This window comes from Enterobacter cloacae complex sp. 309I3 (assembly GCF_050031595.1).
GTDB lineage: Bacteria > Pseudomonadota > Gammaproteobacteria > Enterobacterales > Enterobacteriaceae > Enterobacter > Enterobacter cloacae.
The window spans coordinates 1832476-1858736 of record NZ_JBLGWI010000001.1; the positions used below are offsets into that span (position 1 = coordinate 1832476).

General features: G+C 52.7%; 30 protein-coding genes. 13 read left to right on the top strand and 17 right to left on the bottom strand.

The window, feature by feature from the left end; all coding sequences use genetic code 11:
• Nucleotides 1–26: 26 nt before the first annotated feature.
• Genes csgG through csgD form a run of 4 tightly spaced genes read right to left on the bottom strand, consistent with a single transcriptional unit; the run spans nucleotide 27 to nucleotide 2368 of the window.
• Nucleotides 27–860, bottom strand: a complete 834-nt coding sequence (csgG, locus tag ACQG22_RS08630) for a curli production assembly/transport protein CsgG (RefSeq protein ID WP_369706429.1) — start codon at nucleotides 858–860, stop codon at nucleotides 27–29.
• A 26-nt stretch (nucleotides 861–886) separates the two neighbouring features.
• Nucleotides 887–1300 carry a curli production assembly/transport protein CsgF gene (csgF, locus tag ACQG22_RS08635; RefSeq protein ID WP_013097173.1) on the bottom strand — a complete coding sequence of 138 codons (414 nt, stop codon included), beginning with the start codon at nucleotides 1298–1300 and terminating at the stop codon, nucleotides 887–889.
• Nucleotides 1301–1323: 23 nt separating this feature from the next.
• A complete protein-coding gene (gene csgE, locus ACQG22_RS08640) occupies nucleotides 1324–1713 on the bottom strand; it encodes a curli production assembly/transport protein CsgE (protein WP_023620196.1) in 390 nt (129 codons plus the stop codon).
• Between the two features lie 4 nt (nucleotides 1714–1717).
• A complete protein-coding gene (gene csgD / locus ACQG22_RS08645) occupies nucleotides 1718–2368 on the bottom strand; it encodes a biofilm master transcriptional regulator CsgD (RefSeq protein WP_013097171.1) in 651 nt (216 codons plus the stop codon).
• Between the two features lie 744 nt (nucleotides 2369–3112).
• On the opposite strand from csgD, the gene csgB reads away from it, so the two are divergent.
• The 5 genes from csgB to ymdB all read left to right on the top strand — a co-directional run bounded on the left by csgB (nucleotide 3113) and on the right by ymdB (nucleotide 5595).
• Nucleotides 3113–3568, top strand: a complete 456-nt coding sequence (csgB, locus tag ACQG22_RS08650; RefSeq protein ID WP_013097170.1) for a curli minor subunit CsgB — start codon at nucleotides 3113–3115, stop codon at nucleotides 3566–3568.
• Between the two features lie 41 nt (nucleotides 3569–3609).
• Complete coding sequence (gene csgA / locus ACQG22_RS08655; protein ID WP_023620194.1) at nucleotides 3610–4071, top strand: curli major subunit CsgA; 462 nt, start codon at nucleotides 3610–3612, stop codon at nucleotides 4069–4071.
• Between the two features lie 61 nt (nucleotides 4072–4132).
• Nucleotides 4133–4465 (top strand): curli assembly chaperone CsgC, encoded by a 333-nt coding sequence (csgC, locus tag ACQG22_RS08660; RefSeq protein WP_023620193.1) that lies wholly within the window; start codon nucleotides 4133–4135, stop codon nucleotides 4463–4465.
• Nucleotides 4466–4626: 161 nt separating this feature from the next.
• A complete protein-coding gene (locus ACQG22_RS08665; RefSeq protein ID WP_028027947.1) occupies nucleotides 4627–4947 on the top strand; it encodes a type 1 fimbrial protein in 321 nt (106 codons plus the stop codon).
• Between the two features lie 105 nt (nucleotides 4948–5052).
• Nucleotides 5053–5595, top strand: a complete 543-nt coding sequence (ymdB, locus tag ACQG22_RS08670) for an O-acetyl-ADP-ribose deacetylase (protein ID WP_045295774.1) — start codon at nucleotides 5053–5055, stop codon at nucleotides 5593–5595.
• A gap of 34 nt (nucleotides 5596–5629) precedes the next feature.
• On the opposite strand, the gene mdoC is transcribed toward ymdB, so the two are convergent.
• Nucleotides 5630–6769 (bottom strand): glucans biosynthesis protein MdoC, encoded by a 1140-nt coding sequence (mdoC, locus tag ACQG22_RS08675; protein WP_369706430.1) that lies wholly within the window; start codon nucleotides 6767–6769, stop codon nucleotides 5630–5632.
• A gap of 255 nt (nucleotides 6770–7024) precedes the next feature.
• Between mdoC and mdoG the strand changes: the two genes are divergently transcribed.
• The 3 genes from mdoG (at nucleotide 7025) to ACQG22_RS08690 (ending at nucleotide 11411) form a co-directional block, all read left to right on the top strand.
• Complete coding sequence (mdoG, locus tag ACQG22_RS08680; RefSeq protein WP_020689627.1) at nucleotides 7025–8578, top strand: glucans biosynthesis protein MdoG; 1554 nt, start codon at nucleotides 7025–7027, stop codon at nucleotides 8576–8578.
• Nucleotides 8571–11099, top strand: a complete 2529-nt coding sequence (gene mdoH, locus ACQG22_RS08685; RefSeq protein ID WP_013097163.1) for a glucans biosynthesis glucosyltransferase MdoH — start codon at nucleotides 8571–8573, stop codon at nucleotides 11097–11099. Before mdoG ends, mdoH begins: the two co-directional genes overlap by 8 nt.
• A gap of 84 nt (nucleotides 11100–11183) precedes the next feature.
• Entirely contained in the window at nucleotides 11184–11411 is a 228-nt protein-coding gene (locus tag ACQG22_RS08690; RefSeq protein WP_013097162.1) for a YceK/YidQ family lipoprotein, read from the top strand.
• Nucleotides 11412–11417: 6 nt separating this feature from the next.
• Here the strand turns inward: ACQG22_RS08690 and ACQG22_RS08695 are convergent, their stop codons facing one another.
• From ACQG22_RS08695 to ACQG22_RS08705, 3 genes are all read right to left on the bottom strand, one after another.
• A complete protein-coding gene (locus ACQG22_RS08695) occupies nucleotides 11418–11792 on the bottom strand; it encodes a MysB family protein (protein WP_014831418.1) in 375 nt (124 codons plus the stop codon).
• A gap of 97 nt (nucleotides 11793–11889) precedes the next feature.
• The gene (gene mdtG / locus ACQG22_RS08700) at nucleotides 11890–13107 is read right to left on the bottom strand and encodes a multidrug efflux MFS transporter MdtG (protein WP_369706431.1); all 1218 of its coding nucleotides are present in this window, start codon (nucleotides 13105–13107) and stop codon (nucleotides 11890–11892) included.
• A gap of 142 nt (nucleotides 13108–13249) precedes the next feature.
• Nucleotides 13250–14176, bottom strand: coding sequence for a Kdo(2)-lipid IV(A) acyltransferase (locus tag ACQG22_RS08705; protein WP_029881949.1), 927 nt, complete (start codon nucleotides 14174–14176; stop codon nucleotides 13250–13252).
• 223 nt (nucleotides 14177–14399) lie between these two features.
• Here ACQG22_RS08705 and ACQG22_RS08710 point away from each other — a divergent pair, with 223 nt between their 5' ends.
• A complete protein-coding gene (locus ACQG22_RS08710) occupies nucleotides 14400–15449 on the top strand; it encodes a rhodanese-related sulfurtransferase (RefSeq protein ID WP_013097157.1) in 1050 nt (349 codons plus the stop codon).
• Between the two features lie 41 nt (nucleotides 15450–15490).
• On the opposite strand, the gene ACQG22_RS08715 is transcribed toward ACQG22_RS08710, so the two are convergent.
• The 9 genes from ACQG22_RS08715 to mdtH form a co-directional block, all read right to left on the bottom strand.
• A complete protein-coding gene (locus ACQG22_RS08715; RefSeq protein WP_013097156.1) occupies nucleotides 15491–16069 on the bottom strand; it encodes a YceI family protein in 579 nt (192 codons plus the stop codon).
• Between the two features lies 1 nt (nucleotide 16070).
• Nucleotides 16071–16637, bottom strand: a complete 567-nt coding sequence (locus ACQG22_RS08720; RefSeq protein WP_028027945.1) for a cytochrome b — start codon at nucleotides 16635–16637, stop codon at nucleotides 16071–16073.
• A 218-nt stretch (nucleotides 16638–16855) separates the two neighbouring features.
• Entirely contained in the window at nucleotides 16856–16969 is a 114-nt protein-coding gene (locus ACQG22_RS08725) for a YceO family protein (RefSeq protein ID WP_020689623.1), read from the bottom strand.
• Between the two features lie 56 nt (nucleotides 16970–17025).
• Nucleotides 17026–18144, bottom strand: a complete 1119-nt coding sequence (gene solA, locus ACQG22_RS08730; protein WP_044158660.1) for an N-methyl-L-tryptophan oxidase — start codon at nucleotides 18142–18144, stop codon at nucleotides 17026–17028.
• Nucleotides 18145–18260: 116 nt separating this feature from the next.
• On the bottom strand, nucleotides 18261–18515 hold the full coding sequence (gene bssS, locus ACQG22_RS08735; RefSeq protein ID WP_008500827.1) for a biofilm formation regulator BssS: 255 nt from the start codon (nucleotides 18513–18515) through the stop codon (nucleotides 18261–18263).
• Between the two features lie 272 nt (nucleotides 18516–18787).
• A complete protein-coding gene (gene dinI / locus ACQG22_RS08740; RefSeq protein ID WP_013097151.1) occupies nucleotides 18788–19033 on the bottom strand; it encodes a DNA damage-inducible protein I in 246 nt (81 codons plus the stop codon).
• Between the two features lie 74 nt (nucleotides 19034–19107).
• On the bottom strand, nucleotides 19108–20154 hold the full coding sequence (gene pyrC, locus ACQG22_RS08745; RefSeq protein ID WP_020689622.1) for a dihydroorotase: 1047 nt from the start codon (nucleotides 20152–20154) through the stop codon (nucleotides 19108–19110).
• A 127-nt stretch (nucleotides 20155–20281) separates the two neighbouring features.
• The gene (locus tag ACQG22_RS08750; RefSeq protein WP_013097149.1) at nucleotides 20282–20842 is read right to left on the bottom strand and encodes a lipoprotein; all 561 of its coding nucleotides are present in this window, start codon (nucleotides 20840–20842) and stop codon (nucleotides 20282–20284) included.
• Nucleotides 20843–20963: 121 nt separating this feature from the next.
• Nucleotides 20964–22172: a multidrug efflux MFS transporter MdtH gene (gene mdtH, locus ACQG22_RS08755; RefSeq protein ID WP_038979779.1), complete on the bottom strand. Its 1209-nt coding sequence runs from the start codon at nucleotides 22170–22172 to the stop codon at nucleotides 20964–20966.
• A 236-nt stretch (nucleotides 22173–22408) separates the two neighbouring features.
• On the opposite strand from mdtH, the gene rimJ reads away from it, so the two are divergent.
• The 4 genes from rimJ to murJ all read left to right on the top strand — a co-directional run bounded on the left by rimJ (nucleotide 22409) and on the right by murJ (nucleotide 26244).
• Entirely contained in the window at nucleotides 22409–22993 is a 585-nt protein-coding gene (gene rimJ / locus ACQG22_RS08760; RefSeq protein ID WP_013097146.1) for a ribosomal protein S5-alanine N-acetyltransferase, read from the top strand.
• Nucleotides 22994–23002: 9 nt separating this feature from the next.
• A complete protein-coding gene (locus ACQG22_RS08765; protein WP_062934261.1) occupies nucleotides 23003–23653 on the top strand; it encodes a YceH family protein in 651 nt (216 codons plus the stop codon).
• 2 nt (nucleotides 23654–23655) lie between these two features.
• A complete protein-coding gene (locus ACQG22_RS08770) occupies nucleotides 23656–24579 on the top strand; it encodes a Gfo/Idh/MocA family protein (RefSeq protein ID WP_248067593.1) in 924 nt (307 codons plus the stop codon).
• A gap of 129 nt (nucleotides 24580–24708) precedes the next feature.
• Nucleotides 24709–26244: a murein biosynthesis integral membrane protein MurJ gene (gene murJ / locus ACQG22_RS08775; RefSeq protein WP_023620179.1), complete on the top strand. Its 1536-nt coding sequence runs from the start codon at nucleotides 24709–24711 to the stop codon at nucleotides 26242–26244.
• Nucleotides 26245–26261 lie beyond the last annotated feature (17 nt).

The window sequence follows — 26261 nt, forward strand, 5'->3', positions numbered from 1 at the left end:
ATCTCGCCTTTTTTATGCGCGTCCTGTCAGGATTCCGGAGGAACCGACATATCGCGGTATTTCACCAGTACCGGGTTTTGCACGTCTGCTTTGTTTTGCAGATCCCACAGCCCGCGGTCGATACCATCATTTATCAGGAAGATAACTCCGGTTTCAATGGCTGACATCAGGCACATCATCACCGGCTCGTTAGAGGTATAACCGATTTCACCCTCCAGCAGACGCTGATAGTCAATGAAGCGGAACACCCCGGCCTGCACTTCATAAGAGAGTATGGTTTTGCTGGTGGTTACCGAAGAGAGCACTTCCCCGGTACTGACGTTAACGACACGCAGGTTAACGGCAATTTGGTCGAGCTGATACTGCGTATCTGCACCGATACCGAAATAACGTGCGCCAGCACCGCCAGATTTCACGTTACTTTCGTAACCGATAATCGACCCTTCAATCATAACGTTCGCCGCAGCCAGAGATTGCAGCGGCATGCGGTTATTATCTGCAACGGTACCATTCTCCTGCGCCGCACGAATAATTTTTCGTTCATTTAACAGGTTTTGCAGCCCCTGACGTTCCAGAGGAATAAACCAGCGCGAATCTTTCAGCGCGGTCACCAGCATGGCGGTGGCGCTTTGCGGTACGGCCGTAGAGAAGTTACTTGCCGGGTAAGGTTTAAATTGCCCGGTTTCATCCTGAATGTTGTAGACAGAGACAAATATTTTACCTGTCGGGGCAGGTAAATGGGTTAAATCACGATAACTTTGAGCCCGAGGCATTAATGTCGGTTTTGCAGCTTCTTTAGGTGGAGCAGTTAAACAACCGCTCAATAAGCACACTGCAACAAGTATCATGAAGCGCTGCATGATCGTTGTCCTTATTTTGGGGTTGTTCAAAAGTCAGTCGAGTTATTTTGTAAACCGGAAACCTGAATGGTTGAGGTTTTTCCGGTTTTACGATCGGTAACGTTCAACTGGAGCTGCCCGTCCCTGTTGGCGATATCGACAATGAAGTCATTGGTCACCATGCGGCCGGGTTTGCCGGTGTTGATATTAGTCAGCAAACCGCCCAGAATTTGCGACTGGATCGCCTGGGTGAAGTTGTCCAGTGCAGATGGCGTATCCACGCTAAAATCCTTGAAGCTGGGATCTTTATAAGAATTTTGCGCCTGGGCTTCATTCAACATGAACGCCCCATTATTCGGGTTACCACCAAAGTTGGGATTACGGAACTGGAATGTCATATTCCCGGCCCAGCTTAATGGGGTGATGAGCATTATCGAAACAACTGCATATGCAATACGCATGACAGCCTCCGGATATAGGTTCGCTAGAACTCGTCTTTTGCTAAATCTCTTGTGCTTAATAGCGCTTTGTCTATTTGCATGCGATTAATAGCGTCTTCTGATTGCGCCAGCGCCAAGGCTACGTTTTTATCGAAGTCTATTTTGGTGGGAAATAAAAATGTTTGATAAATAACGAACTGATTAGCCGTTATTGTTATCCAACTTCCCCATCGTGCACTGGGCCGCTCGTTGATTGTTATATTTCCAGGATACGTACTGTCCCATTTATCACTGAAGGCACGATAAAAATTGTGTCCGACAGAAGAGACGGTATGGTCCGTTAACAATCCGGGAACTTCGACCTCGACGGCCTTCAGGTTCCCGGCAGCGAGCAGAAAGCCCGCTGCGGCAATCCAACTCATGGTGCGTTTCATGTGATTAACGCCTGAGGTTATCGTTTGCCCATGAAACCGCCTGAGTTCGGTTTTTAACAGCTATCTTCTTGAAAAGATTATAAAGGTGCGTCTTTACCGTATTTTCGCTGATAAATAACGAACGGGCGATTTCAATATTTGAAGCACCAATGCGCAATTTGTTCAGGATCTCTTTCTCGCGGTGCGTTAGCAGTGCTGACTCTGAGCTGTTGTAGCGGTAATTTCCGGAGTGCGTGATAAGGTAGCTGGCCAGCTTTTGCGAAAAATAACACTCTCCTCGCAAAATACCTTGCAGGCCTTCTACCACCCGATTCTCTTCTTCAGTGACGTAGAACACGCCATTGATATGCGGCCAACTTTCAATGTCCCGGAAAGGATACTCGTCAGGCGTATTCAATAATAACACGCGGATGTTATTGTTTTTCCTGCTCAAAGTATCTTGCCAGTAATGGATGAGCTTTTTATCCGCTTCCATCATATCGAAAAGAATAATGCTGCCAGGTGCAATATCATCGAAAGAACGTTGAATATTATGCAATTTCCCGTTCAGTGATAAAGATTGCTTTAAATGTTGTAATAAAGCGGTCGCCTGCAAAGAAGGTTTTGTGATCAACAGTAATGTATGACCATGTAAACTATGGACTTCATTATACATGATGAACCCCCACTTTTTTATGACACCTGGCAGTTGTCCTCCTGCGAAAAGAGGACACCAGAAGTACTGACAGATGTTGCGCTGCTGTGTGTAGAATCAAACCATAACCTCCACAAGGGAGGAAAATATAAAACGAATTTCGTACATCTAATTTCAATCTAGCTTTTACGAAGTTTAAAGCAAGTGTTAAACGTGTAACAAGATGTAAAAATCAATATTAATTTGTGAAATTACACCTTCTTAAACGCCTTTAATTGATGAGAAAGTTGTACAGATAAATAACGCTGCATAGATTTTAAAAATCATACAAATATTTATATGTGACTGATTTTAATGTTTTTATGCTATTCTTTTTCAGAAATTTTAAAGTGTGAGTTTCAAAAAAAATCTAAGCTACGGAATGAATGCCGCTTCGCCTTAAGAAATCGCGTCTTGTGTCACACGTTAACGTTAATGTCATCCTGTCGTTACGTTTAACCCTTCCTCTCTCGCGTCGGAACAGCCGCTGCGATGTTTCACCCATTTGCGATGGATAAGGCTTTATAAAAATTAAATGGCTTCGCTTATCACTATTTTTGTTCAGGAATTAATACTTTGAGGTGACCTGTAAAATAAAAATAAGCCGCGCGGGTGAGATATTTAACGTGTTTCGGCAGACATACTCTTCACCGTAACGACGCGTTAACAAAATATGCGTTGTTCTAACCTGAAGTCTTTTAAAACAGCCAGGTCCAGGGTGGCAACATGAAAAACACATCGTTATTTATGATGTTTACATTACTGGGAGCGCCTGGGGTTGTCACCGCGGCGAATTCAGATTTGGCTACCTCTGAATATAACTTTGCGGTAAATGAATTAAGCCGTACATCATTAAATCAGGCAGCCATTATTGGTCAACAGGGTGTACTTAATGACGCTCAGGTGCGCCAGGACGGTTCAAAATTATTGTCCATCGTTTCCCAGGATGGGTCAGGTAACAGGGCGCGGGTTGATCAATCAGGGACTTATAATATTGCGTATATTGCTCAGAGCGGCTTTGCGAATGATGCAGATATTACGCAGGACGGATTTGGTAATAGTGCGAAAATTATCCAGAAAGGGTCGGGTAATAGGGCAAGCATCACGCAGTACGGTACACAGAAAAACGCAGTTGTAGTGCAAAAACAGTCGCAAATGGCAATTCGCGTTATTCAACGTTAGTTATTCGCGGCGACTTTAATCAATCCGATGGGGGTTTTACCATGAAATTTATCAAAGTGGCAGCTCTTGCAGCAATCGTCGTTTCTGGTAGTGCTATGGCCGGTCTCATTGATCAAGGTGGCTGGGGCCATGGACACGGTCATGGCCATGGTCAAGGCGGTAATGGCCCAAATTCAACCCTGAATATTTACCAGAACGGTGGCGGTAACTCAGCTGTCGCCTTGCAGACCAATGCCAGAGATTCAACGCTGTCTATTAGCCAGAGCGGTGGCGGTAATGGCGCAGATGTTGGACAAGGTTCTGACGACAGCACCATCTCTCTGACTCAGAATGGTTTTGCCAACAGCGCAACGCTTGATCAATGGAACAGTCACGACTCTACAATGAATGTGAGCCAGTACGGTGGATTTAACGGCGCAATGGTTGATCAGACTGCGTCTAATTCTACGGTCAATGTTACCCAGATTGGTTTTGGTAACCACGCTGCAGCTTATCAGTATTAATACTGAAATCTGTGCTACAAAAAAACAGGGCCTCAGCCCTGTTTTTTTTCGGGAGTGCATCATGAATACCTTAATTCTCCTTGCCGCGCTTTCCAGTCAAATAACGTTTAACACATCGCAGCAGGGCGATATGACCACCATTATTCCCCAGGTTACGCTGACAACGCCGTGTGATTGTCTGGTACAAATCGTGGCTGAACGGGAAGGGCAGAGTGGTCAAAGTACATCACGCCAGCAAAACAGGCTTTTTATCCCCGCTAATCAGACGATCGATTTAATGCGGCTGAGTTTAAATATTGGTACGGGGGATACGGTGAACATTATTGTCACCGTCTCTGATGGTAAATCGCTTCATTTATCACAGCAGTGGTCACCGCCGGAGAAGAGGCTTTAATCATTCATAAAATCAATGATTTGCCAATGTGGCAGGCCTTCACCGTTGAGCTATGCTGATAACAGGAACTGAGCAACTAAGTTCCGGAACGTGAAACTACGTTTGCTTTAATGGAGCGCTTTTACCCCTCAAGGACGATTTTCATTGAGGAGTACATACACGTGACCAAATATATCGCTCAACTCGCTTCTGGTTTTAGTCTGCTCGTTTCTCTTTTTGTAACCCCGGTTTTTGCGGCGACGGTTGTTGAGGGTGGGGTCATTCATTTTCGCGGCGCGATTGTCGCCGACCCCTGTGAAGTGACTGCACAAACTCGGCAGTTTGCGTTGTCATGCCCGGAAAATAACCGGATGCATACGCGCATGGTCAGTTATGAAGATGCACTTAATGGCCATGTGACCGATACCAGCCTCGCCACCCTCAGCATGAAGTACCTCAATCCTGAAAAAACGCTCGCGGTGGTACAAATTCAGTACCGCTGATGTGTGCTCTTCCGCTTTACGGCGGAAGAGGTTTTTCCCGATAGTTTTTTCTCTCGGGTACCTCTGCGATACACTTAAGAAAATGGCGGGAAGCAGAGGGTATTTATGAAACCGCAAATTGACGTTATTCATGGCGATATCACGACGATGCACGTTGATGTGATCGTCAATGCAGCCAATCCGTCACTGATGGGCGGCGGTGGCGTGGATGGCGCTATCCACCGGGCTGCCGGACCGCAACTGCTGGAAGCCTGCAAGACTGTGCGTCAGCAACAGGGGGAGTGCCCACCGGGTCATGCCGTTATTACGCTTGCGGGCGATCTTCCCGCGAAAGCGGTGATTCATGCCGTGGGGCCAATATGGCATGGCGGCGATCGGCATGAGGCGAGTATCCTCGAAGAGGCCTACCGAAACTGCCTGCGTCTGGCCGCTGATAATGGCTATAAAACCATGGCGTTTCCGGCCATCAGCACCGGAGTCTATGGCTATCCGAAAGCTGCCGCAGCGACGATTGCGGTAGACACCGTGTATCGTTACCTGTCGCTTAAACCGATGCCCGAAAAAGTGACATTTGTCTGTTTCGATGAGGAGACACTGCATCTTTATCAGCGGCTGTTGACCCAGCGCGGACAGGAATTAGAGACCTGAAACACACGCGGCGCACTGAGTGCGCCGCGTTTTTTTATGATGCTCTTACCTGCGGTTTCCCGGAGAAAAGGAAACGCAGAAGCGGTATCCGCAGGTGGATTTCGTAAAGCACGATGGCGATTCCAATCACAAAGACCAGCCCGGTAAAGAAGCCCAGCGTGTTGGAGGCGATATGCGGTGTGATATAGGCCCCGAAGAACAACGTCAGGGGATGGTGCACCAGATAGATAAACAGCGAAGCATTGACGAAATAGGTGACGCGGCTGGACTTAAAATTAAGCAGCCGGTGGCCCAGCGCAAAGACCACATTCACCATCCACAGGCCCAGCAGCATGGTAATGACGCTCTCGGTTTCATACATCCACGCATCGCCGCTGCCGTAGCGCTGATTTAACAGATAGGCCGCAAACGCGATGGCGGCACCAAAAGCACACCACGGTGAGGGCGTCGTAAACAGCGACTTAAGCTTCGGATAAATAAAGGCCAGCGCCCCGATTAAAAAGAAGGGGATGTAGAACAGCGACTGCATCACCACAAAATTGAATAATCCGTCGCTCAGAATCGGCGGATAGACAATAAACAGCGTCCGTCGCACTGCCGCATAGGCGATGCCCAGCAGCAAAAAGAGCAGCGACAGTTTTCCCAGGGTGATACTGGCGAAAAAGGCGTTAGCTTTGTCGCTTAAATGGCGGCGAAAGCGGCTAAAAATCAACACGCTGACCGTGGTTAGGACCACCAGCACCAGCAGGAACCAGAGGTGGGACACCAGATCCCAAACCAGGGTGTTGTATTTTTCGTATAGCGACAGATTAGGCCAGTTCTCCGCCTTACCCTTTACGTACTGCAACATGATGAACTGCGGCAGCGTCAGCAGAGGAATGGCGGTGAGCATCGGAATGCCGACGCGCTCCACGCGCACTTTCCACCAGCGCTTGATGGGGTAGCGCAGAAACAGCATATAAGAGAAATAACCTGAAATGACAAAAAACACCTGCATGCGGAAGGCGTGAATAAAGTCATTAAACAGCGTCAGCCACCAGGAGGGCATTTGACTATTAACATGCCAGGTGTGGCTGGAGTAAATCAGTGAAATGTGGAAGGGGATCCCTAATAGCATCAGCCATGCCCGGATCGAGTCGAGGAAGTATTCACGTTCTACAGGTGTTGTGCTCATATAACTTTGTGCATTCTCAGACTTTTCGCCTTATCCCTAAGACTCATAATGGTTACATTCGAAGCCAACCCTACACCAAGACCGACATCCTGTCTCCAGGATAAGCACGCAAAGTGAAAAGCGGGTTCTTTCATTTGCTTAATCCCTGAGCCAGCGAGCTGAACAAAGCGGTGATAATGTTGTCGGATTGCCTGAGTTTCCATTAAAATGGATCGGATCGATATAAGCACACAAAGGGGGAAGTGCTTACTTATTATGAAACATAAACCACAGATGATGAAAATGCGTTGGTTGGGTGCTGCAGTGGTGTTATCCCTGTATACCTCATCGGCACTGGCCTTTAACATCGACGATGTCGCAAAACAGGCAAAATCGATGGCAGGCAAGAGCTACGAAGCGCCGAAAAGTAACTTGCCCTCCGTTTTCCGCGACATGAAATATGCGGACTATCAGCAGATCCAGTTCAATCACGATAAAGCGTACTGGAACAATATTAAGACCCCGTTCAAGCTTGAGTTTTATCATCAGGGTATGTACTTCGACACCCCTGTAGCCATCAATGAAGTGACGGCAACGGCGGTACGTAAAATCAAATACAGCCCGGATTACTTCAATTTTGGCGATGTGCAGCACGACAAAGATACGGTTAAAGATCTGGGCTTTGCAGGCTTCAAGGTGCTTTACCCGATCAACAGCAAAGATAAAAACGACGAAATCGTCAGCATGCTCGGCGCCAGCTACTTCCGCGTTATTGGCGCGGGACAGGTGTACGGGCTTTCTGCGCGCGGCCTGGCTATTGATACCGCGCTGCCATCAGGTGAAGAATTCCCACGTTTCCGCGAGTTCTGGATCGAACGTCCAAAACCAACGGATAAACGTCTGACTATCTACGCACTGCTGGATTCCCCGCGTGCAACGGGCGCGTACCGCTTTGTGATCATGCCTGGGCGTGACACGGTGGTTGACGTGCAATCTAAAGTCTACCTGCGCGACAAAGTGGGTAAACTGGGCGTTGCGCCGCTGACCAGTATGTTCCTGTTTGGGCCGAACCAGCCGTCACCGGCGACCAACTTCCGTCCTGAACTGCACGATTCCAACGGCCTGTCTATTCATGCCGGTAACGGTGAGTGGATCTGGCGTCCGCTGAACAACCCGAAACATCTGGCTGTCAGCAGCTTTGCGATGGAAAACCCGCAAGGTTTCGGCCTTCTGCAGCGTGGCCGTCAGTTCTCTCGCTTTGAAGATCTGGATGACCGCTACGACCTGCGTCCAAGCGCGTGGGTGACCCCGAAAGGTGACTGGGGCAAAGGGAAGGTTGAACTGGTTGAAATCCCAACCAATGATGAAACCAACGATAACATCGTCGCTTACTGGACGCCGGATCAGCTGCCGGAAGCCGGGAAAGAGATGAACTTCAAATACACGATCACCTTTAGCCGCGACGAAGACAAACTGCATGCGCCGGATAACGCGTATGTCATGCAGACTCGCCGTTCAACGGGTGACGTGAAACAGTCTAACCTTATCCGTCAGCCTGACGGTACCGTCGCTTTCGTGGTGGACTTCACCGGCCAGGACATGAAGAAACTGGCGCCAGATACTGCCGTGACCGCCCAGGCCAGCATCGGTGATAACGGTGAGATCGTTGAGAACACCGTACGTTACAACCCGGTAACGAAAGGGTGGCGTCTGACCCTGCGCGTGAAAGTGAAAGATCCGAAACAGACCACTGAAATGCGCGCTGCGCTGGTCAGTAACGATCAGCCGCTGAGTGAAACCTGGAGCTATCAGCTACCTGCCAATGAATAATACATCTGAATATATTGATGCCATGCCGCTGACGGATATCGAAAAAGCGGCACTGCCTGAGAGCGACATCCGCGCGGTACATGCCGCGCTGGATGGGGAACATCGTCAGTTTTCACGTGATGACGATTCTCCGCTGGGGTCAGTGAAGGCACGTCTGGAGCAGGCATGGCCGGACTCGCTGGCAGAAGGGCAGTTGATTAAAGACGACGAAGGACGCGATCAGCTTCAGGCGATGCCGAAAGCAACGCGTTCTTCCATGTTCCCCGACCCCTGGCGTACCAACCCGGTTGGCCGCTTCTGGGATCGCCTGCGCGGGCGTGACGTGACGCCACGCTATCTGTCGCGTCTGACAAAAGAAGAGCAGGCCTCCGAACAGAAATGGCGTACCGTGGGGACGATCCGTCGGTACATTCTTCTGCTGCTGACGCTGGCGCAGACGGTTGTCGCAACCTGGTACATGAAGACGATTCTGCCTTACCAGGGCTGGGCGCTGATCAACCCGGCAGACATGATGGGCCAGGATATCTGGGTCTCTTTCATGCAACTGCTGCCGTATATCCTGCAAAGTGGCATTCTTCTGCTGTTCGCCGTTCTCTTCTGCTGGGTTTCGGCCGGTTTCTGGACCGCGCTGATGGGCTTCCTGCAGTTGCTGATGGGACGAGACAAATACAGCATTTCGGCGTCTACGGTCGGGGATGAACCCCTGAATCCTGAGCACCGTACGGCACTGATTATGCCTATCTGTAACGAAGACGTTGACCGCGTATTCGCGGGGCTGCGCGCAACCTGGGAGTCCGTTAAGGCGACCGGTAACGCCGCCCATTTCGACGTCTATATCCTGAGCGACAGCTACAATCCGGACATCTGCGTTGCCGAGCAAAAAGCCTGGATGGAGCTGATTGCAGAAGTACAGGGCGAAGGTCAGATCTTCTACCGTCGCCGCCGCCGTCGTGTGAAGCGTAAAAGCGGTAACATTGATGACTTCTGCCGTCGCTGGGGTAACCAGTACAGTTACATGGTGGTGCTGGACGCCGACTCGGTGATGAGCGGTGATTGTCTGAGCGGTCTGGTGCGTCTGATGGAAGCTAACCCGAACGCGGGTATCATCCAGTCTTCGCCAAAAGCGTCCGGCATGGACACGCTTTACGCGCGTTGCCAACAGTTTGCCACCCGTGTTTACGGGCCGCTGTTTACTGCCGGTCTGCACTTCTGGCAGTTGGGTGAGTCCCACTACTGGGGTCACAACGCCATTATCCGCGTGAAGCCGTTTATTGAGCACTGTGCGCTGGCACCGCTGCCGGGCGAAGGTTCGTTTGCCGGCTCGATTCTGTCGCACGACTTTGTGGAAGCGGCGCTGATGCGTCGTGCAGGGTGGGGCGTCTGGATTGCCTACGATCTGCCTGGATCCTATGAAGAACTGCCGCCGAACCTGCTGGACGAACTTAAGCGTGACCGCCGCTGGTGTCACGGGAACCTGATGAACTTCCGTCTGTTCCTCGTGAAAGGGATGCACCCGGTTCACCGTGCGGTGTTCCTGACCGGCGTGATGTCTTATCTCTCCGCGCCGCTGTGGTTTATGTTCCTGGCGCTCTCCACGGCTCTGCAGGTGGTGCATGCGCTGACGGAGCCGCAGTACTTCCTGCAACCGCGTCAGCTGTTCCCGGTGTGGCCACAGTGGCGTCCGGAGCTGGCGATAGCGCTGTTTGCCTCCACCATGGTGCTGCTGTTCCTGCCGAAGCTGCTCAGTATCATTCTGATCTGGTGCAAAGGCTCGAAGGAGTATGGCGGTTTCTGGCGGGTAACGGTTTCACTGCTGCTGGAAGTGCTGTTCTCCGTGCTGCTGGCACCGGTACGTATGCTGTTCCATACCGTGTTTGTGGTCAGCGCGTTCCTGGGCTGGGAAGTGGTCTGGAACTCACCGCAGCGTGATGATGACTCCACGCCGTGGGGTGAAGCCTTTATGCGTCACGGCTCGCAGCTGCTGCTGGGGCTGGTGTGGGCTGCTGGGATGGCATGGCTGGATCTGCGCTTCCTGTTCTGGCTGGCGCCGATTGTCTTCTCGCTGATCCTGTCGCCGTTTGTGTCGGTCATTTCAAGCCGCTCAACGGTTGGCCTGCGTACCAAACGCTGGAAGCTGTTCCTGATCCCGGAAGAGTATTCGCCGCCGCAGGTGCTGGTGGATACTGACACCTATCTGGAGCAGAACCGCCGTCGTACGCTGGATGATGGCTTTATGCACGCGGTGTTTAACCCGTCGTTTAACGCCCTGGCAACGGCAATGGCTACCGCGCGTCACCGTGCCAGTAAGGTGCTGGAGATTGCCCGCGATCGTCACGTTGAACAGGCGCTGAACGAGACGCCAGAGAAACTTAACCGCGACCGCCGTCTGGTGCTGTTAAGCGATCCGGTGACTATGTCGCGTCTGCACTACCGTGTGTGGTCTTCCCCGGAGCGCTACTCCTCGTGGGTGAACTACTACAACGATCTGAAGCTTAACCCGCTGGCGCTGAAGGCGAAGTAAGTGGCAACGTAGGGCGGGTAAGCAATGTGCCACCCGCCAGATAAAATACCGGCTTAAACGCCGGTATTTTTTTAGAGGTAACGGATGAAAATAATCATCGTCGTCATGATGGCATGTCTGCTGAGCGGCTGCGGCAGCATCATCAGTCGCACCATTCCGGGGCAGGGCCACGGGAATCAGTACTATCCGGGCGTGAAATGGGATGTCCGGGATTCCGCATGGCGCTACCTGACGGTGCTCGATCTGCCGTTCTCGCTGATTTTCGATACGCTGTTGTTGCCCATCGATGCCAGCCACGGCCCCTATGAGTAGCGGTAATTAACGCTCGTCCCATTCGTCAGCTGCGGTTTGACCTTCTTCCGTATCCAGCGGTGGCTCGAGCTGAAATTCACCCTCGTCCCACTCGTGCAGGGTGTTCTCTTCCAGCCACTCCTGACGCAACTCAATTTCGTCATAGTCACCATCAAAGACGGCCTGAGCTCCTTCACCGCTCAGGATCGGCAAACATTCGCCTTCTTCACCTTCGTCAGCAAAGAATTCGGCCTGCCACATAATATCTCCGTCCTGAAGGACATACTTTTGGATGTTGAGTTGTTGCACGTCCGCATCTTCTTCATCAACGCCGGGGTTATCGGCGAGGAACTCTTCACGAGCGGCATCAATAGCTTCTTCCAGCGTGGCGTACATGGTCATTGGTGTCTCCCTGTTTTCCAGAAGGTTTCAGGGAAAGAATAGCTGAATATCTGATTCTGCAAGTATGAATGCGAAAATAAGCCGTCACGTATTTGTCTTATTCCGCCACCGGCCGTAATGTCCGGGATAAACTGAACCACGAGTAAACCGCATTAAACAGTACTACGCCCGCCGTGACGATAAACACGGCGCGAAAACCGAAGCTGGCGGAGATCCCGGCCCCCACCAGCGGGCCGGTAACGTTGCCGATGTCGCGAAATGACTGGTTGTAGCTAAAGATACGCCCGGCGATCTGGTTCGTAGAGTTGTAAACCAGCAGGGTCTGAACGGCGGGCAGTAACGCCCCGTCGGCGGCACCCAGCAAAAAGCGCAGAACGCCCAGCTGCCAGGGTGATTGCACCATCGACATGGGAATGAGCAGCAGCACAGAGATCACCAGCGCACAAATCAGGATCTTTTCCGGGCCGACGCGGTCTCCCAGTTTCCCTAACCTCGGGGCGCTAAGCAGCGCCGCCACGCCGGGTACGGAGGCAATCAGCCCGCTGATAAACGCAATGTTGCTCACGTTACCTGCCAGATCGCGAACGTACAGCGTCAGAATAGGGGCAATCGAACCGGTCGCGACCTGAATAATCAGGGTCGTCACGAACAGGCTCAGTACCAGTCTGGGGTTTTTGAGTGAAGCCAGCACATCCCGCGCGTGGAGCATCTCTTTTTTGGCGACGGGAGTGAAGTTTTCACGAATGCAGATCAGCGTAACGATAAAGCAGAGGAACAACACGCTGGCAGTAATGAAAAATACCGGGCGCAGGCCATAGCTGTCCGCCAGCAAGCCGCCCGCCAGAGGTCCCAGCAAGGCGCCGCTGACGCCTCCGGTTGAGAGCGTCCCGAGCGCCCAGCCGCTTTTATGACGTGGGATCTGGGTGGCGATCAGCGCATTCGCGTTGGGAATAAATCCTCCCAGCAGGCCAAGTAGCGCGCGCAAAATCAGAAACTGCCAGACGTTCTGCGCCACACCCATTAACGCCATGATGATGGCCATTTCCAGCGCCGAGCGCAGCAGCATGATTTTACGCCCTTTACGGTCGGCAAGGCCGCCCCAGAACGGCGAAGCAATGGCGGAGAAGAGGAAAGTGATGCTGAACACCAGACCAGACCACATATTGAGCGCACTGTGGCCCGTCACGCCCAGTTGTTCAACGTATAGGGGCAGAAAGGGCATCACGAGGCTAAACGCCGCGCCGGTAAGAAAACAGCCAAGCCAGGCAACCGTAAGGTTACGTTTCCAGTTTATGGGGGCATCTGAGGGTGACATAACAATCCGCATAATGAGGTGCAGCGCACCGTAAGGCATGAAGTAATAAGCCTGCTAATTATGCGCCTGGGTTATGATTGCCGCAATGAGGGAGAGCTTTTAAAGCTAAAACAGGGAGCGGCCCAAAGGGCCGCAGGGGGAATTAATAGCGGGACGGCGTACCTTCTGGCCGCGTTTTAAAGCGGCGGTGCAGCCACATGTACTGCTCCGGTGCGAGCATAATGCATTTCTCGACAATGCCGTTCATCCAGCGTGCGGTGGTTTCAGCATCATCCAGTGGAGGCGCCAGTTCGGGCTCCAGCATAATCAATTCGTAACCCGAACCATCCGGTTTGCGGCGCGGAACAAAAGGGACGATGGCGGCTTTGGACATGCGTGCCAGCATCCAGGTGCCCGTGGTGGTGGCCGCCTCTTCAACGGCAAAGAACGGAACAAATACGCTGGATTGCGGGCCGTAGTCGTGATCGGGGGCATACCAGACTACTTCACCTGATTTGAGGGCGCGGATCATACCCTTCAGATCCTTACGGTCGATCATGCTTTTGTTGGACCGCATACGGCCATTGGTCTGGATCAGATCAATAACCGGGTTGTCGTTTGGACGATAAACCCCAATGCCGGGCGCCTGCATACCGAACATACGGGCGCCGATTTCCAGGGTCAGAAAGTGTACGCCAATCAGCAGCACGCCCGTCTGATTCGCCTGCAGCGAATGTACCGGCTCCATCCCCGTACCGGCAACGACGCTCCAGCGCGCCATGCGTTTGTCCGGCCAGAACCACGCCATTCCTGTTTCCATCAGCCCCATGCCGACAGACTCGAAATTCCTGGTCACCATGTCATGACGTTCAGCCTCGCTCATGTCCGGGAAGCACAGTTCAAGGTTGCGGTAGGCGATTCTGGCGCGACGCTTCATAAACATTTGCGCAAGACGACCCAGGTTTTTGCCCAGACGGAAAATAACCGGGTAGGGGAGTTGGACCAGAAGCCATAAAAAGCCAATGCCAAGCCAGGTCAACCAATAGCGAGGATGCAAAAGGGTGACGGTAAATTTCGGTAATTGGGTCATGTCGGTCCTGTTTTCTAACGTCCTGAAGGTCTTAGTGTCTCATTTTTTACTACATAGCCAAAATGTCTGATGTCGAAACGCGCGCTAATGCAGCAAATGTTATGACGCATAGTTCAGGCTGACAGAAATGTAGCGTAAATTGTGTGGATGTAAATTGTTATTGTTTGCTATATCATGCCGACCGATTTTCCTTTCTCAATAACGATTGCAGGACTTGTACACCATGCCAGTGTTACACAACCGCGTATCGAATGAGATGTTGAAAGCGCGTATGTTGGCTGAAACCGAACCGCGCACGACCATCTCATTCTATAAATACTTCACGATCAACGATCCGCAAGCGACCCGCGATGAGCTCTATAAAGCCTTCACTGCGCTGAACGTCTTTGGGCGCGTCTATCTGGCGCGTGAAGGTATCAACGCCCAGATCAGCATCCCGGAAAGCAACGTGAGCGCCTTCCGCGATTTTCTTTACGGCTTCGATCCGGCGCTGAACGGCTTACGCCTGAACATCGCCCTGGACGATGACGGTAAATCATTCTGGGTGCTGCGTATGAAAGTGCGTGAGCGCATTGTGGCAGACGGCATTGACGACCCGGCCTTCAACCCGGCCGACGTGGGGGAATACCTGAAGGCGGCGGAAGTCAATGCGATGCTTGATGACCCTGACGCGGTATTCATCGATATGCGTAACCACTACGAATATGAAGTGGGCCATTTCGAGAACGCAATGGAAATCCCGGCCGACACCTTCCGCGAGCAACTGCCGAAAGCGGTTGAGATGATGCAGGAACATAAAGATAAGAAAATCGTTATGTACTGCACCGGCGGTATTCGCTGCGAAAAAGCCAGCGCGTGGATGAAACATAACGGATTTAATAAGGTCTGGCATATCGAAGGCGGTATCATCGAGTATGCCCGCCGTGCCCGTGAGCAGGGGTTACCGGTGCGTTTTATCGGTAAAAACTTTGTCTTTGACGAGCGAATGGGTGAGCGTATTTCAGAAGACGTGATTGCCCATTGCCACCAGTGCGGCGCACCGTGCGATACCCACACCAACTGCAAAAATGACGGTTGTCATCTGCTGTTTATTCAGTGCCCGGCGTGCGCAGAGAAATTTAACGGCTGCTGTAGCGAACTGTGCAGTGAAGAGAGCATGCTGCCGGAAGAGGAGCAGCGCCGCCGTCGTGCGGGACGTGAAAACGGCAATAAGATTTTTAATAAATCCCGTGGCCGCCTGAATACCAAACTGGGTATTCCTGACCCGGAATGATAATGACGCCCGGCAACGTCAAACCCTGCCGGGCGTGTTTATTATGCCTTCTGCTGAACACCTTCAACGGAAATAATCAGTTCTACGTCCTGAGATGCCGGACCTAAATCCGTGGTGATATTAAAATCTTTCAGATGAATTTTCCCTGCGGCTTCAAAACCTGCGCGTTTGCCACCCCACGGATCGTCACCCTGGCCGAGTAATTTGGCTTCCAGGGTCACCGGTTTCGTGACGCCATTGAGCGTCAGATTACCGGTAATATTCAGCTTCTCACCTTCTTTCTTCACCTCGGTCGACGTAAAGGTCGCCTGTGGGAATTTTGATACATTAAGGAATTCCGCACTACGCAAATGTTTATCGCGCTCTGCATGGTTGGTGTCGACGCTATTCGTATTAATGGTCACATTGACCTTATCGGCGGCAGGATTTTTATCGTCAAAGGTGAATGTGCCGTCAAAATCTTTAAAGGTACCGTACAGCCAGCTATAACCGAGGTGCTGAATACGGAAATTGACGAAAGCATGCTGGCCTTCTTTATCAATTTTATAATCAGCCGCCACGGCAGAACCGGTGGTGAATAGCAGAGAACCTAATGCGATACCCAGCAGGTGTTTTTTCATTTTATGCTCCAGAGTCAACTGACGAACGGCCAAGCATGCGCTTTAACGTATCGTCTTTATCGATGAAATGGTGTTTAAGGGCGGCAAGCCCGTGCAGGACAGACAGGATCACCACGCTCCACGCGAGCCAGAGATGCACCACGCCTGCGGTGTCGGCCTGAACCCCTGCGTCAGAGAGTGTGGCCGGAACCTCAAACAGGCCAAAGACGTTAATCGGCTTGCCGTCTGCAGTGGAAATGAGATAGCCGCTAATCAGAATGGCGAACAGCAGGATATAGAGCGTAACGTGCGCGGCAACCGCGCTGACACGCGTTAATTTACTGTGGGTTTTGGGCGCGGCGGGCGGCGGGGAAATGTGACGCCAGATCACGCGAATAACCAACGTCATCATCAGCAGGATGCCGATGCTTTTATGCAGTTCTGGTGCCTGGTGATACCAGCCGTCGTAATAACTGAGCGTCACCATCCACAGACCCAGTCCGAACATTGCATAAACGGTAAGAGCAACTATCCAGTGTAAACACATGGATATTATTCCGTAGCGCTGAGAGGAGTTACGCAATTGCATCAGAATGACCATTCGAAGAAAAACAGAATAGTAAAAATGAACGGGAATAAATGATATTGCAACTGAAATAATTGAATATAGATTTTTATTTTATTTATTTCAGCAGTTTTGAAAATGATCCGCAAATGTAATTCAATCGCTTCGTCCAAGGCGGAATAAGCAGCAAGCAAAAGATTAAGCTAACCTAAAGTAATGTCAGTAATTGTCAGCTTCACTTTTCAGTAAAATACAATGTAAATAATATCGATGAGTGCCAGCAGCACCCATAATAGAATATAGAGCATAAAATGCTCACGAATGTTATTGATAAGAAAGCCAACGATCCTGCGCATAATGTCCCGTTTTCTGTCTGGAAAACGGGTTCCGGACGTCCGAAACCCGCGGCGGATTATCTGCTAAAACGCGAAAGTGAGAAGGGGGTGAGATCAAACTGCGGTGCGATCCCCTGGGCAAACTGCGCAGCGATCTCGCCCAGCACGGAGGCGAACTTAAAGCCATGACCGCTGAGGCCGGTGATGAGTAGCGTGTTGTCATGCCCCGGCAGGGTGTCAATGATGAAGTCTTCGTCCGGCGTGTTGTCGTAGGTGCAGGCAGCACCATACAGTAAACCGCCTACGCCCGGCAGGATATTGCGCAGGAAGGTAAACGCTTCGGAGCCATCCTGTGGGTATGCACCGAACGGTTTACGCTCTTCAGGGGAGGAGATCGCCTGCCCGCCATTGTGTTTTCCGATTTTGAGCGCGTCTTTCTCAGACGGGAAGCCGTAAAACTGATCGCCGTTCGGTAACTCCCCGGTAAATGCCGGGAATTTATTCTGTGCACTGTAACGGCCATCCGACTGGAACCAGGAGAAGACCTTGCGCACCGGCTGAACAGGCAGATCGGGCAGCAGACGGGTGACCCAGGTGCCTGCGCTAATCAGCAGACGGGACGCTGAATATTCTCCGTCCGCAGTGGTGACCGTAACGCCGTCAGCGTGATGAGTGAGGGATTCCACCGGGCAGTTAAAGAGCTGAGCGCAGCCCGCTTTTTCCGCAAGATCGATCCAGGTTTTGATGGCCGTTTCACTGTGTAAGACCCCGGAGTTGGCTTCAAACAGGCCGATATAATCGTCCGGGACGGCGATCTCTGGCCAACGGGCCATGATGCCTGCCGCGTCCAGCTTCTCCACATCAAGATTAAACGCTTTCGCACTCTGTTCAACGTTGGCCAGAAAATCAGAGCGGGCAGGGCCCAGGTTGATGATGCCCGTGCGTTCGAAAATGCGTTCTTCCGTCAGCTTCGCCAGTTCATCCCATAACGTCTGGGCCCGCAGCACCAGCGGAACATAGCGCTCGCCTTCACCATAGGCGTGGCGAATAAGCCGGGTGTCGCCATGATGGCTGCCCTCTGCATGGGGAGGACGGTGGGCATCGATCATCAGGACCTTCAGACCCGCTTGCGTTGCGTAATAACCGGCGGCAGACCCCACGGATCCGCTACCAATAATGATTAAGTCGTATCTCATATCCATCTCTCGAACTCACGCTTTGTTAGCAGAGTAATTAACTATGCGGGCTGACACAAGGGAGAAATAAATAAGGCACCCGGAGGGTGCCTGTTGAGCGAAGAATAGGTATAAACCTAGTGCCGTTTATACTCATTTTCCTGATAGTCGCCAGATTCTATTTTGGCAATACCTGCCTCTAAAATAGAAATAAACTGACGGGCGACGTCTGTTGTAAGCCACAGCGTCTGTCCAACTTCCGCTTCTTCACGGTTGAGTTGATTCGGGGTCTGGTAGTGCAAACGCAGCATCAGCGCATCGTAGCTATCTACGGTACTGATATCCCAGCCAACAAGCGGATGGGTCTGGATGACTTCGCTATTCTTTTCCATTATAACCCCCTTAATGCGTGTTAGAAGACAACGGCTCCGAGGTTCAATGCATGTTTTTCTGAAAGCATCTTCAGTATACAAGTAATAAGGGTTCGCAAGGGAAAAATAAACAGTTGGCAACACATTTTTCTGCTTTTTAGGATTGTTCGAACAATAAAACACCACCTTGTTCACGATTTTTAAATTTGTTGCCGAATTAATTTGAACGAACCGGATTTCAGACGAAAAAAAGCCGGGGCGACCCGGCAAAAAAGAACAATGAGGGAGCAAGATTAATCTGTGATGAACCAGTCGTCGGCGCTTTCCCAGGTTTCCTGCAGGATTTCGCTGATACGGTCTTTATCTTCTTTCGCGCCGCCAATGACGGAGAGGTTGTTTGCCGCCGCATAACGAACCGTTACGGCACCAGCGTTGTCAGGGAAAGTACTGTTAATACGGCGGGATAATTCACCGGCCAGCGCATCAAGCGCGCCAGCAGGCAGAACGGTTGTTTTGGCTATGGTGACTTCAATACGCATAAATGCCCCCTGTGTAATATACTGTTTATTTATACAGGTATATTATGGGTTTGACAACAAGGGGCACTGTTTTTTTAGCGTTTTACCGTCCAGTTGACGGTTTCACCGGCAAGGAATGGGATGAGCGTGTCATCCGTCAGCGGAATGGCCTCGTCCACGCGGCTCTCTTTACGCTCCAGTTCAATGAACGTTTCGTTGACCGGCAGCCCGTAGAAGCGTGGTCCATTGAGCGAGCAGAACGCTTCGAAATGTTGCAGGGCATTCATCTCTTCAAACACGGTGGCGTAGCTGGCGAGTGCGGTAGGGGCATTAAAGCAGCCTGCGCAACCGCAGCTGGCCTCTTTGCGGTGGCGTGCATGAGGCGCGGAGTCCGTGCCGAGGAAGGCGCGGGAGAAACCGCTGGCAACGAGTTCACGCAGCGCCTGCTGATGAACGTTACGCTTCAGAATGGGCAGGCAATAGAGATGCGGACGAACGCCGCCAACCAGCATGTGGTTGCGGTTAAACATCAGATGCTGCGGCGTAATGGTGGCGGCAATCAGTTCATTGCCATCGCGGACATACTCTGCGGCATCTTTGGTGGTGATGTGTTCAAACACCACTTTAAGCGCAGGAAGACGCTGGCGCAGCGGCTCCATTACGGTTTCGATAAAGCGGGCTTCACGGTCGAAGATATCAATGTCGGCGTGGGTCACTTCACCGTGTACCAGCAGCGGCATGCCCAGTTTTTGCATGCGTTCCAGAACCGGCATGATGGCGTCAATACTGGTGACACCGTGGCTGGAGTTGGTGGTAGCGTTAGCCGGGTAGAGTTTCGCCGCGGTGAACACGCCTTCGTTAAAGCCGCGTTCCACTTCATTCGGATCGAGGGTGTCGGTCAGATAGCAGGTCATCAGCGGAGTGAAATCATGTCCTGCCGGCACGGCATCAAGAATTCGCTGGCGATAAGCCATAGCGGCATCAACGGTGGTGACTGGTGGAACCAGGTTAGGCATGACAATCGCGCGGCCATAAATTTCGCTGGTATACGGTACGACGGTTTTCAGCATATCGCCATCACGCAGATGGATATGCCAGTCGTCAGGGCGGCGGATTTTAAGAACCTGGGGTTGTGCAGTCATGGAAGCTCCGGCTTGTCAGGAATCAGTCATTAGGATGGCTGTTTTTGCCGGACACAAATCATAAGCGGAAACGTTTTCGTTTGCACACTTTTCCGTAAAAAAAAGGGCGCTTTTGCGCCCCTTCAGGTTAATCGGTGAATGGAATAACGATCTCTCCCGGTTTCACCTCGATGCCTTTGGCATATTTTTTCGCCAGCGCCTCACCCTTGCTCTTGTCTTCACTTAAGACATAGGCCGGCTGCTGGTTAAAGTAGTTGCGCAGGGACTGGTTCAGGTAGGGCATCAGGGTCTGCATCACCGGTTTCATCTTGTCCGGCGTGACGTCCGCATCTACCACTTCCATCTCCTGCAGGAAAATGGCCCCTTTCTCTTTGTTAAAGACCGGCAGCGCCTTGAGCTTCAGCTTAATGTTGGCTTTCTGGTTACCGAAGAGAGAGGTCATATCGAGATTGGCATCCCCGGCGAGAGTGACTTTATTCGGCTCTTCGCGCCCAATCTGGCTGGTGAGGTTGCTGAGGACGATATGCGCATCGGCAAGCCCCGGCACACCAATGTCTTTTGAAAAGTTATTATGTTTTTCCAGCGCCTGATTAATTTCCTGCTCACTGACGGTGTATTGCGTAAGCTGGTTACAACCTACCAGCAGGCCGCTGACAATGAATGCGGCGGCAATGACAATTTTTTTCATAGTGTTCCTCAACGAAAAATCGGCGCTACTGTCCTGTTACGCCAGTATGTCAGGGTGAAATAGCGGAAACCAGCAGAAAAAACTGATAATGGCGGCGGGAGAGGCCCCGCCGCAGGGAATATTATGCCCCAGGTTCGAGCATGCCGCTCGCGCTGCGCTTCTGGCTGAATTGCCACCACAGCGCAAGGAGCGTCATAAAGCCGACCACGCCGAGCATGACCCAGGGCAGTTCCGGCTGGCTTAGGGCTTTTCCGGCATCGAACAGCCAGCCGCCGCCGGCGTAACCCAATGCACCGCCAAAGGCCAGCCCCAGGCGGCTGAACCCCATATAGCTGCCGCGAGCGCGCGCGTCGGCAAGCGAGGCGCTCAGCGTTTCACGAGCCGGTTCGGCAATAATGGAGCCGATATAGAAGGTGCAAATCAGCGTAAACAGTTGCTGGAGCGAGTTCACCAGCCCGATGGGCATCATGCTGAGCGTCATCAATAACAGCCCTGCCATCAGGCGATGCTCCAGGCGAAAACGCCGTTCGCTCCAGCGGGCGATCGGGTAGAGCAGGGTCAGAGAGAGGCAGGCTTCTATGGCGTACATCCATTTTACGGCGGCCGGGGTGCCCGCAATGTCGTTTACCATGATCGGCAGCATCAGCATGACCTGAACGGCCAGCATGTAATACCCCGTAAGGGTCAGCACGTACGTAACAAAGCGTTTGTCTCGCAGCACGCGGCCAAGACCTTCGCGTACCGGGGCTTTGACCGTTGACAGTTTCCATGCCGGCAGAAACAGGGCATTAAAGAGCGCACACAGAATAAAGAGCAGCGCACCCGCCGCGCAGACCAGACGAAAGTCGTACTGCAACAGCCAGCTTCCCAGCAGGGCGCCAATCACCGCCCCGGCACTGTCCTGCATCATCAGAATTGAGAAGAAGCGTCCCCGGTGATGCGGACGAATGAGTTTAACCACCAGCGCGGTGCGCGGCGGGTCAAACAGGGTGCCACCGATACCGGAGAGGAAGCAGGAAAACCACAGCAGCCACGGTTCCTGGGCAATTGCCATGGTGGCGAAGCCTGCCGCGCGTAGCAGCATGCCCGTCACGATCATCGGTTTGGCGCCAAAGCGGTCGGCGATGGCGCCACCAAACACGCCCAGACCCTGCTGGACAAACTGGCGTAACCCGAGCGCGATACCGACCATCAGTGCCGCCCAGCCCATTTGATCGACAAAGCGGATCGAGATGAGGGGAAACACAACAAAAAAGCCGAGCACGACCAGCATGTTATCGACTAGCAGGAAATATTTACCCAGGCTCCTGGCCTGTGATACGCGGGACATTTTCCCTCCAGGGAAAACAGGATGGTGAGCACGCTAACATTCTGCGGTGTCGCCACGTTTTTTCCCACCCCCGCGCGTGACAATATTTTTTTATCAAAAGAGCGCTTTGATAGAGAGTTCTCATCGAAAAATGTGAAAAGAGGTCAAAATGGTATGTCACTGTTTTCACAGACGGCACAGGCGCAGGTATAGTAAAGCTAATGGGTAAGCAGAAGTGACGGGAAGGAGTGGTATCGATGTTTGGCTATCGCAGTAATGTGCCAAAAGTGCGTCTGACAACGGACAGGCTGGTTGTTCGTCTGGTGCACGAGCGTGATGCCTGGCGTCTGGCGGATTATTACGCCGAGAATCGCCAGTTTTTAAAACCCTGGGAACCCGTTCGGGATGAGAGCCACTGCTACCCTTCCGGCTGGCAGGCGCGCCTCAGCATGATTGCAGAATTCCACAAGCAGGGAAGCGCGTTCTATTTCGCGCTGCTGGATCCGGAGGAAAAAGAGATCATCGGTATTGCCAACTTTTCCAACGTGGTGCGCGGATCGTTTCACGCCTGCTACCTCGGCTACTCCATCGGCCAGAAATGGCAAGGGCAGGGGCTGATGTATGAGGCGCTAACGGTGGCGATCCGTTATATGCAGCGCACGCAACATATCCATCGCATTATGGCGAACTACATGCCACACAATCAGCGCAGCGGTAATTTGCTCGCGCGGTTGGGGTTTGAGAAAGAGGGGTACGCCAAAGATTATCTGCTGATAGACGGAGAGTGGCGCGACCACGTACTGACAGCATTAACCACCCGGGACTGGACGGCAGGCCGCTAAGGAGAAGAGATGAAATATCAGTTAAGCGCAACAGAAGCGCGTGTGATTGGCTGCCTGCTGGAAAAACAGGTCACCACGCCGGAACAGTATCCGCTCTCCGTCAATGCCGTGACGATGGCGTGTAACCAGAAAACCAACCGTGAGCCGGTGATGAATCTCGGCGAACATGAGGTGCAGGATATTCTCGATGAGCTGGTTAAACGCCATTACCTGCGCACGGTCAGCGGTTTCGGTAACCGCGTGACCAAGTACGAGCAGCGGTTTTGCAATTCTGAGTTCGGCGATCTGAAGCTGAGTGCCGCCGAGGTGGCGGTGATCACCACGCTGTTACTGCGCGGCGCGCAAACACCCGGTGAATTGCGCACCCGGGCCTCCCGCATGCATGAGTTCGCCGATATGCAGGAGGTTGAGCAGACCCTGGATGGGCTTGCCACCCGCGAGGATGGCCCTTACGTGGTACGTCTGGCGCGTGAGCCGGGGAAACGTGAAAGCCGCTATATGCACCTGTTTAGCGGTGAGGTTGATACGTCAACGGTGTTGGCAGATTCGGTTGCCCCCGCCGCCCATGACAGCCTCGCAGCACGCGTAGAGGCGCTGGAGGAAGAGGTGGCCGGGCTGAAACAACGCCTGGATGCATTGCTGGCACATTTAGGAGACTGACGGTGAAAAAATTACGCGTTGGCGTGGTAGGGCTGGGCGGTATTGCGCAAAAGGCCTGGCTGCCTGTTCTGGGGGCCGCGACGGACTGGACGCTGCAAGGGGCGTGGTCACCTACCCGCGAGAAGGCTGAGCGGATCTGCGAAACCTGGCGCATGCCGTATGCGGCATCGCTTCAGGATCTGGCGCGCGACTGCGATGCGGTCTTTGTGCACACCTCTACCGCCACCCATTATCAGGTGATCAGCGAATTACTGAATGCCGGGGTCCACGTTTGTGTGGATAAACCCCTGGCGGAAAACATTCAGGATGCCGAACGGCTGATTGAACTCGCTGCACGCAAAAAACTGACGCTGATGGTGGGCTTCAATCGCCGTTTTGCGCCGCTTTACCAGCAGTTGAAGGCCAGGTCTGGTGGGCTCGCGTCCCTGCGAATGGACAAGCATCGTACCGACAGTGTCGGACCGAACGATCTGCGCTTTACCCTTCTGGATGATTATCTGCACGTAGTAGATACGGCGCTCTGGCTAACCAACGGGCAAGCCCAGCTTAAAAGCGGCACCCTGTTGACCAACGATCAGGGCCAGATGGTTTACGCTGAGCACCATTTTGCTCTTGAGCATCTGCAGGTCACCACCAGCATGCATCGCCGGGCCGGCAGTCAGCGGGAGTCTGTGCAGGCGGTCACGGATGGTGCCCTGTATGACATTACCGACATGCGCGAATGGCGCGAAGAGAAAGGCAGCGGCGTGGTCACACTACCGGCGCCTGGCTGGCAAAGCACCCTTGAGCAGCGCGGCTTTGACGGATGCGCCCGCCACTTTATCACCTGTGTGCAAAATCAGACGGTTCCGGAAACATCCGGTGAGCAGGCCATCATGGCACAACGCATTGTTGAGCGGCTCTGGCGAGAGGCCATGAGCGAATAATTCTCTGTAACATCTGCCGATAGTAATTCCCTTAAATCCGGGTAGACTAAGCGCCGTTTGTTGGTTTCAATGGGTGGCGCTTTCGCTTACCCGTCCTGGAAATCCGTAGGGTTGTGGGAATTCTCATTAATGAACTTATTAAAATCGCTGGCGGCAGTCAGCTCGATGACCATGTTTTCCCGCGTGCTGGGTTTTGCGCGCGATGCGATTGTGGCAAGAGTATTTGGTGCAGGGATGGCAACGGACGCCTTTTTCGTCGCGTTCAAATTGCCGAATTTATTGCGTCGCATTTTTGCCGAGGGGGCATTTTCCCAGGCATTCGTTCCTATCCTGGCGGAATATAAAAGCAAGCAGGGTGAAGACGCCACGCGCGTGTTTGTCGCTTACGTTTCAGGCCTCCTGACGCTGGCCCTGGCGATCGTAACGGTACTCGGGATGCTGGCTGCGCCCTGGGTGATTATGGTGACGGCACCCGGCTTTGCGGACTCGGCAGATAAATTTGCCCTGACCACTCAACTGCTGCGTATTACCTTTCCTTATATTCTGCTGATCTCCCTGGCCTCGCTGGTGGGGGCAATCCTCAATACCTGGAACCGTTTTTCCGTTCCGGCCTTTGCGCCAACCTTCCTTAACATCAGCATGATTGGCTTTGCGCTGTTCGCCGCACCCCATTTCAACCCGCCGGTGCTGGCGCTGGCCTGGGCGGTGACGGCGGGCGGCGTGTTGCAACTGGCGTATCAGCTGCCGCATCTGAAGAAAATCGGCATGCTGGTTCTGCCGCGAATTAATTTCCGTGACGCCGGTGCGATGCGCGTGATTAAGCAGATGGGGCCTGCCATTCTCGGGGTTTCGGTTAGCCAGATCTCGCTTATCATCAACACTATCTTCGCCTCTTTCCTCAAATCCGGTTCCGTTTCGTGGATGTATTACGCGGACCGTTTGATGGAGTTTCCCTCCGGGGTGTTGGGGGTGGCGCTGGGGACCATTCTCCTGCCGTCGCTGTCGAAAAGTTTTGCCAGCGGAAACCATGACGAATATTGCCGTCTGATGGACTGGGGGCTGCGTCTCTGCTTCCTGCTGGCGCTGCCGAGTGCGGTAGCGCTGGGGATCCTCGCGCAGCCGCTGACCGTTTCCCTGTTCCAGTACGGCAAATTCACCGCTTTTGACGCGTCAATGACGCAGCAGGCGCTGATTGCCTACTCGGTGGGGCTGATGGGGCTGATCGTCGTTAAAGTGCTGGCACCAGGGTTCTACTCGCGCCAGGACATCAAAACGCCGGTGAAAATTGCCATTGTGACGCTGATTATGACTCAGCTGATGAACCTGGCCTTTATTGGCCCGCTGAAGCACGCCGGTCTGGCCTTGTCTATTGGTCTTGCGGCCTGTCTCAACGCCGGGCTGTTGTACTGGCAGTTGCGTAAGCAGGATATCTTCACGCCGCAGCCGGGCTGGAAAAGCTTCTTTGTGCGTCTGATCGTTGCGGTGCTGGTTATGGCTGCGGCGTTGCTTGGCATGCTGCATGTCATGCCGGAATGGTCGCAGGGCACCATGCTTTACCGTCTGATGCGGCTGATGGCCGTTGTGGGTGTTGGGGTTGTGGCCTACTTTGCGACGCTCGCGGTGCTGGGCTTCAAAGTGAAAGAGTTTGCCCGCCGTACAGCATAAACGCCAAAAGGGGAGTT

What these genes read in the sequence shown, in the direction of transcription:
- csgG (WP_369706429.1), bottom strand. Translation starts at nt 860, where the DNA reads ATGCAGCGCTTCATGATACTTGTTGCAGTGTGCTTATTGAGCGGTTGT.
- csgF (WP_013097173.1), bottom strand. Translation starts at nt 1,300, where the DNA reads ATGCGTATTGCATATGCAGTTGTTTCGATAATGCTCATCACCCCATTA.
- csgE (WP_023620196.1), bottom strand. Translation starts at nt 1,713, where the DNA reads ATGAAACGCACCATGAGTTGGATTGCCGCAGCGGGCTTTCTGCTCGCT.
- csgD (WP_013097171.1), bottom strand. Translation starts at nt 2,368, where the DNA reads ATGTATAATGAAGTCCATAGTTTACATGGTCATACATTACTGTTGATC.
- csgB (WP_013097170.1), top strand. Translation starts at nt 3,113, where the DNA reads ATGAAAAACACATCGTTATTTATGATGTTTACATTACTGGGAGCGCCT.
- csgA (WP_023620194.1), top strand. Translation starts at nt 3,610, where the DNA reads ATGAAATTTATCAAAGTGGCAGCTCTTGCAGCAATCGTCGTTTCTGGT.
- csgC (WP_023620193.1), top strand. Translation starts at nt 4,133, where the DNA reads ATGAATACCTTAATTCTCCTTGCCGCGCTTTCCAGTCAAATAACGTTT.
- ymdB (WP_045295774.1), top strand. Translation starts at nt 5,053, where the DNA reads ATGAAACCGCAAATTGACGTTATTCATGGCGATATCACGACGATGCAC.
- mdoC (WP_369706430.1), bottom strand. Translation starts at nt 6,769, where the DNA reads ATGAGCACAACACCTGTAGAACGTGAATACTTCCTCGACTCGATCCGG.
- mdoG (WP_020689627.1), top strand. Translation starts at nt 7,025, where the DNA reads ATGAAACATAAACCACAGATGATGAAAATGCGTTGGTTGGGTGCTGCA.
- mdoH (WP_013097163.1), top strand. Translation starts at nt 8,571, where the DNA reads ATGAATAATACATCTGAATATATTGATGCCATGCCGCTGACGGATATC.
- ACQG22_RS08690 (WP_013097162.1), top strand. Translation starts at nt 11,184, where the DNA reads ATGAAAATAATCATCGTCGTCATGATGGCATGTCTGCTGAGCGGCTGC.
- ACQG22_RS08695 (WP_014831418.1), bottom strand. Translation starts at nt 11,792, where the DNA reads ATGACCATGTACGCCACGCTGGAAGAAGCTATTGATGCCGCTCGTGAA.
- mdtG (WP_369706431.1), bottom strand. Translation starts at nt 13,107, where the DNA reads ATGTCACCCTCAGATGCCCCCATAAACTGGAAACGTAACCTTACGGTT.
- ACQG22_RS08705 (WP_029881949.1), bottom strand. Translation starts at nt 14,176, where the DNA reads ATGACCCAATTACCGAAATTTACCGTCACCCTTTTGCATCCTCGCTAT.
- ACQG22_RS08710 (WP_013097157.1), top strand. Translation starts at nt 14,400, where the DNA reads ATGCCAGTGTTACACAACCGCGTATCGAATGAGATGTTGAAAGCGCGT.
- ACQG22_RS08715 (WP_013097156.1), bottom strand. Translation starts at nt 16,069, where the DNA reads ATGAAAAAACACCTGCTGGGTATCGCATTAGGTTCTCTGCTATTCACC.
- ACQG22_RS08720 (WP_028027945.1), bottom strand. Translation starts at nt 16,637, where the DNA reads ATGCAATTGCGTAACTCCTCTCAGCGCTACGGAATAATATCCATGTGT.
- ACQG22_RS08725 (WP_020689623.1), bottom strand. Translation starts at nt 16,969, where the DNA reads ATGCGCAGGATCGTTGGCTTTCTTATCAATAACATTCGTGAGCATTTT.
- solA (WP_044158660.1), bottom strand. Translation starts at nt 18,144, where the DNA reads ATGAGATACGACTTAATCATTATTGGTAGCGGATCCGTGGGGTCTGCC.
- bssS (WP_008500827.1), bottom strand. Translation starts at nt 18,515, where the DNA reads ATGGAAAAGAATAGCGAAGTCATCCAGACCCATCCGCTTGTTGGCTGG.
- dinI (WP_013097151.1), bottom strand. Translation starts at nt 19,033, where the DNA reads ATGCGTATTGAAGTCACCATAGCCAAAACAACCGTTCTGCCTGCTGGC.
- pyrC (WP_020689622.1), bottom strand. Translation starts at nt 20,154, where the DNA reads ATGACTGCACAACCCCAGGTTCTTAAAATCCGCCGCCCTGACGACTGG.
- ACQG22_RS08750 (WP_013097149.1), bottom strand. Translation starts at nt 20,842, where the DNA reads ATGAAAAAAATTGTCATTGCCGCCGCATTCATTGTCAGCGGCCTGCTG.
- mdtH (WP_038979779.1), bottom strand. Translation starts at nt 22,172, where the DNA reads ATGTCCCGCGTATCACAGGCCAGGAGCCTGGGTAAATATTTCCTGCTA.
- rimJ (WP_013097146.1), top strand. Translation starts at nt 22,409, where the DNA reads ATGTTTGGCTATCGCAGTAATGTGCCAAAAGTGCGTCTGACAACGGAC.
- ACQG22_RS08765 (WP_062934261.1), top strand. Translation starts at nt 23,003, where the DNA reads ATGAAATATCAGTTAAGCGCAACAGAAGCGCGTGTGATTGGCTGCCTG.
- murJ (WP_023620179.1), top strand. Translation starts at nt 24,709, where the DNA reads ATGAACTTATTAAAATCGCTGGCGGCAGTCAGCTCGATGACCATGTTT.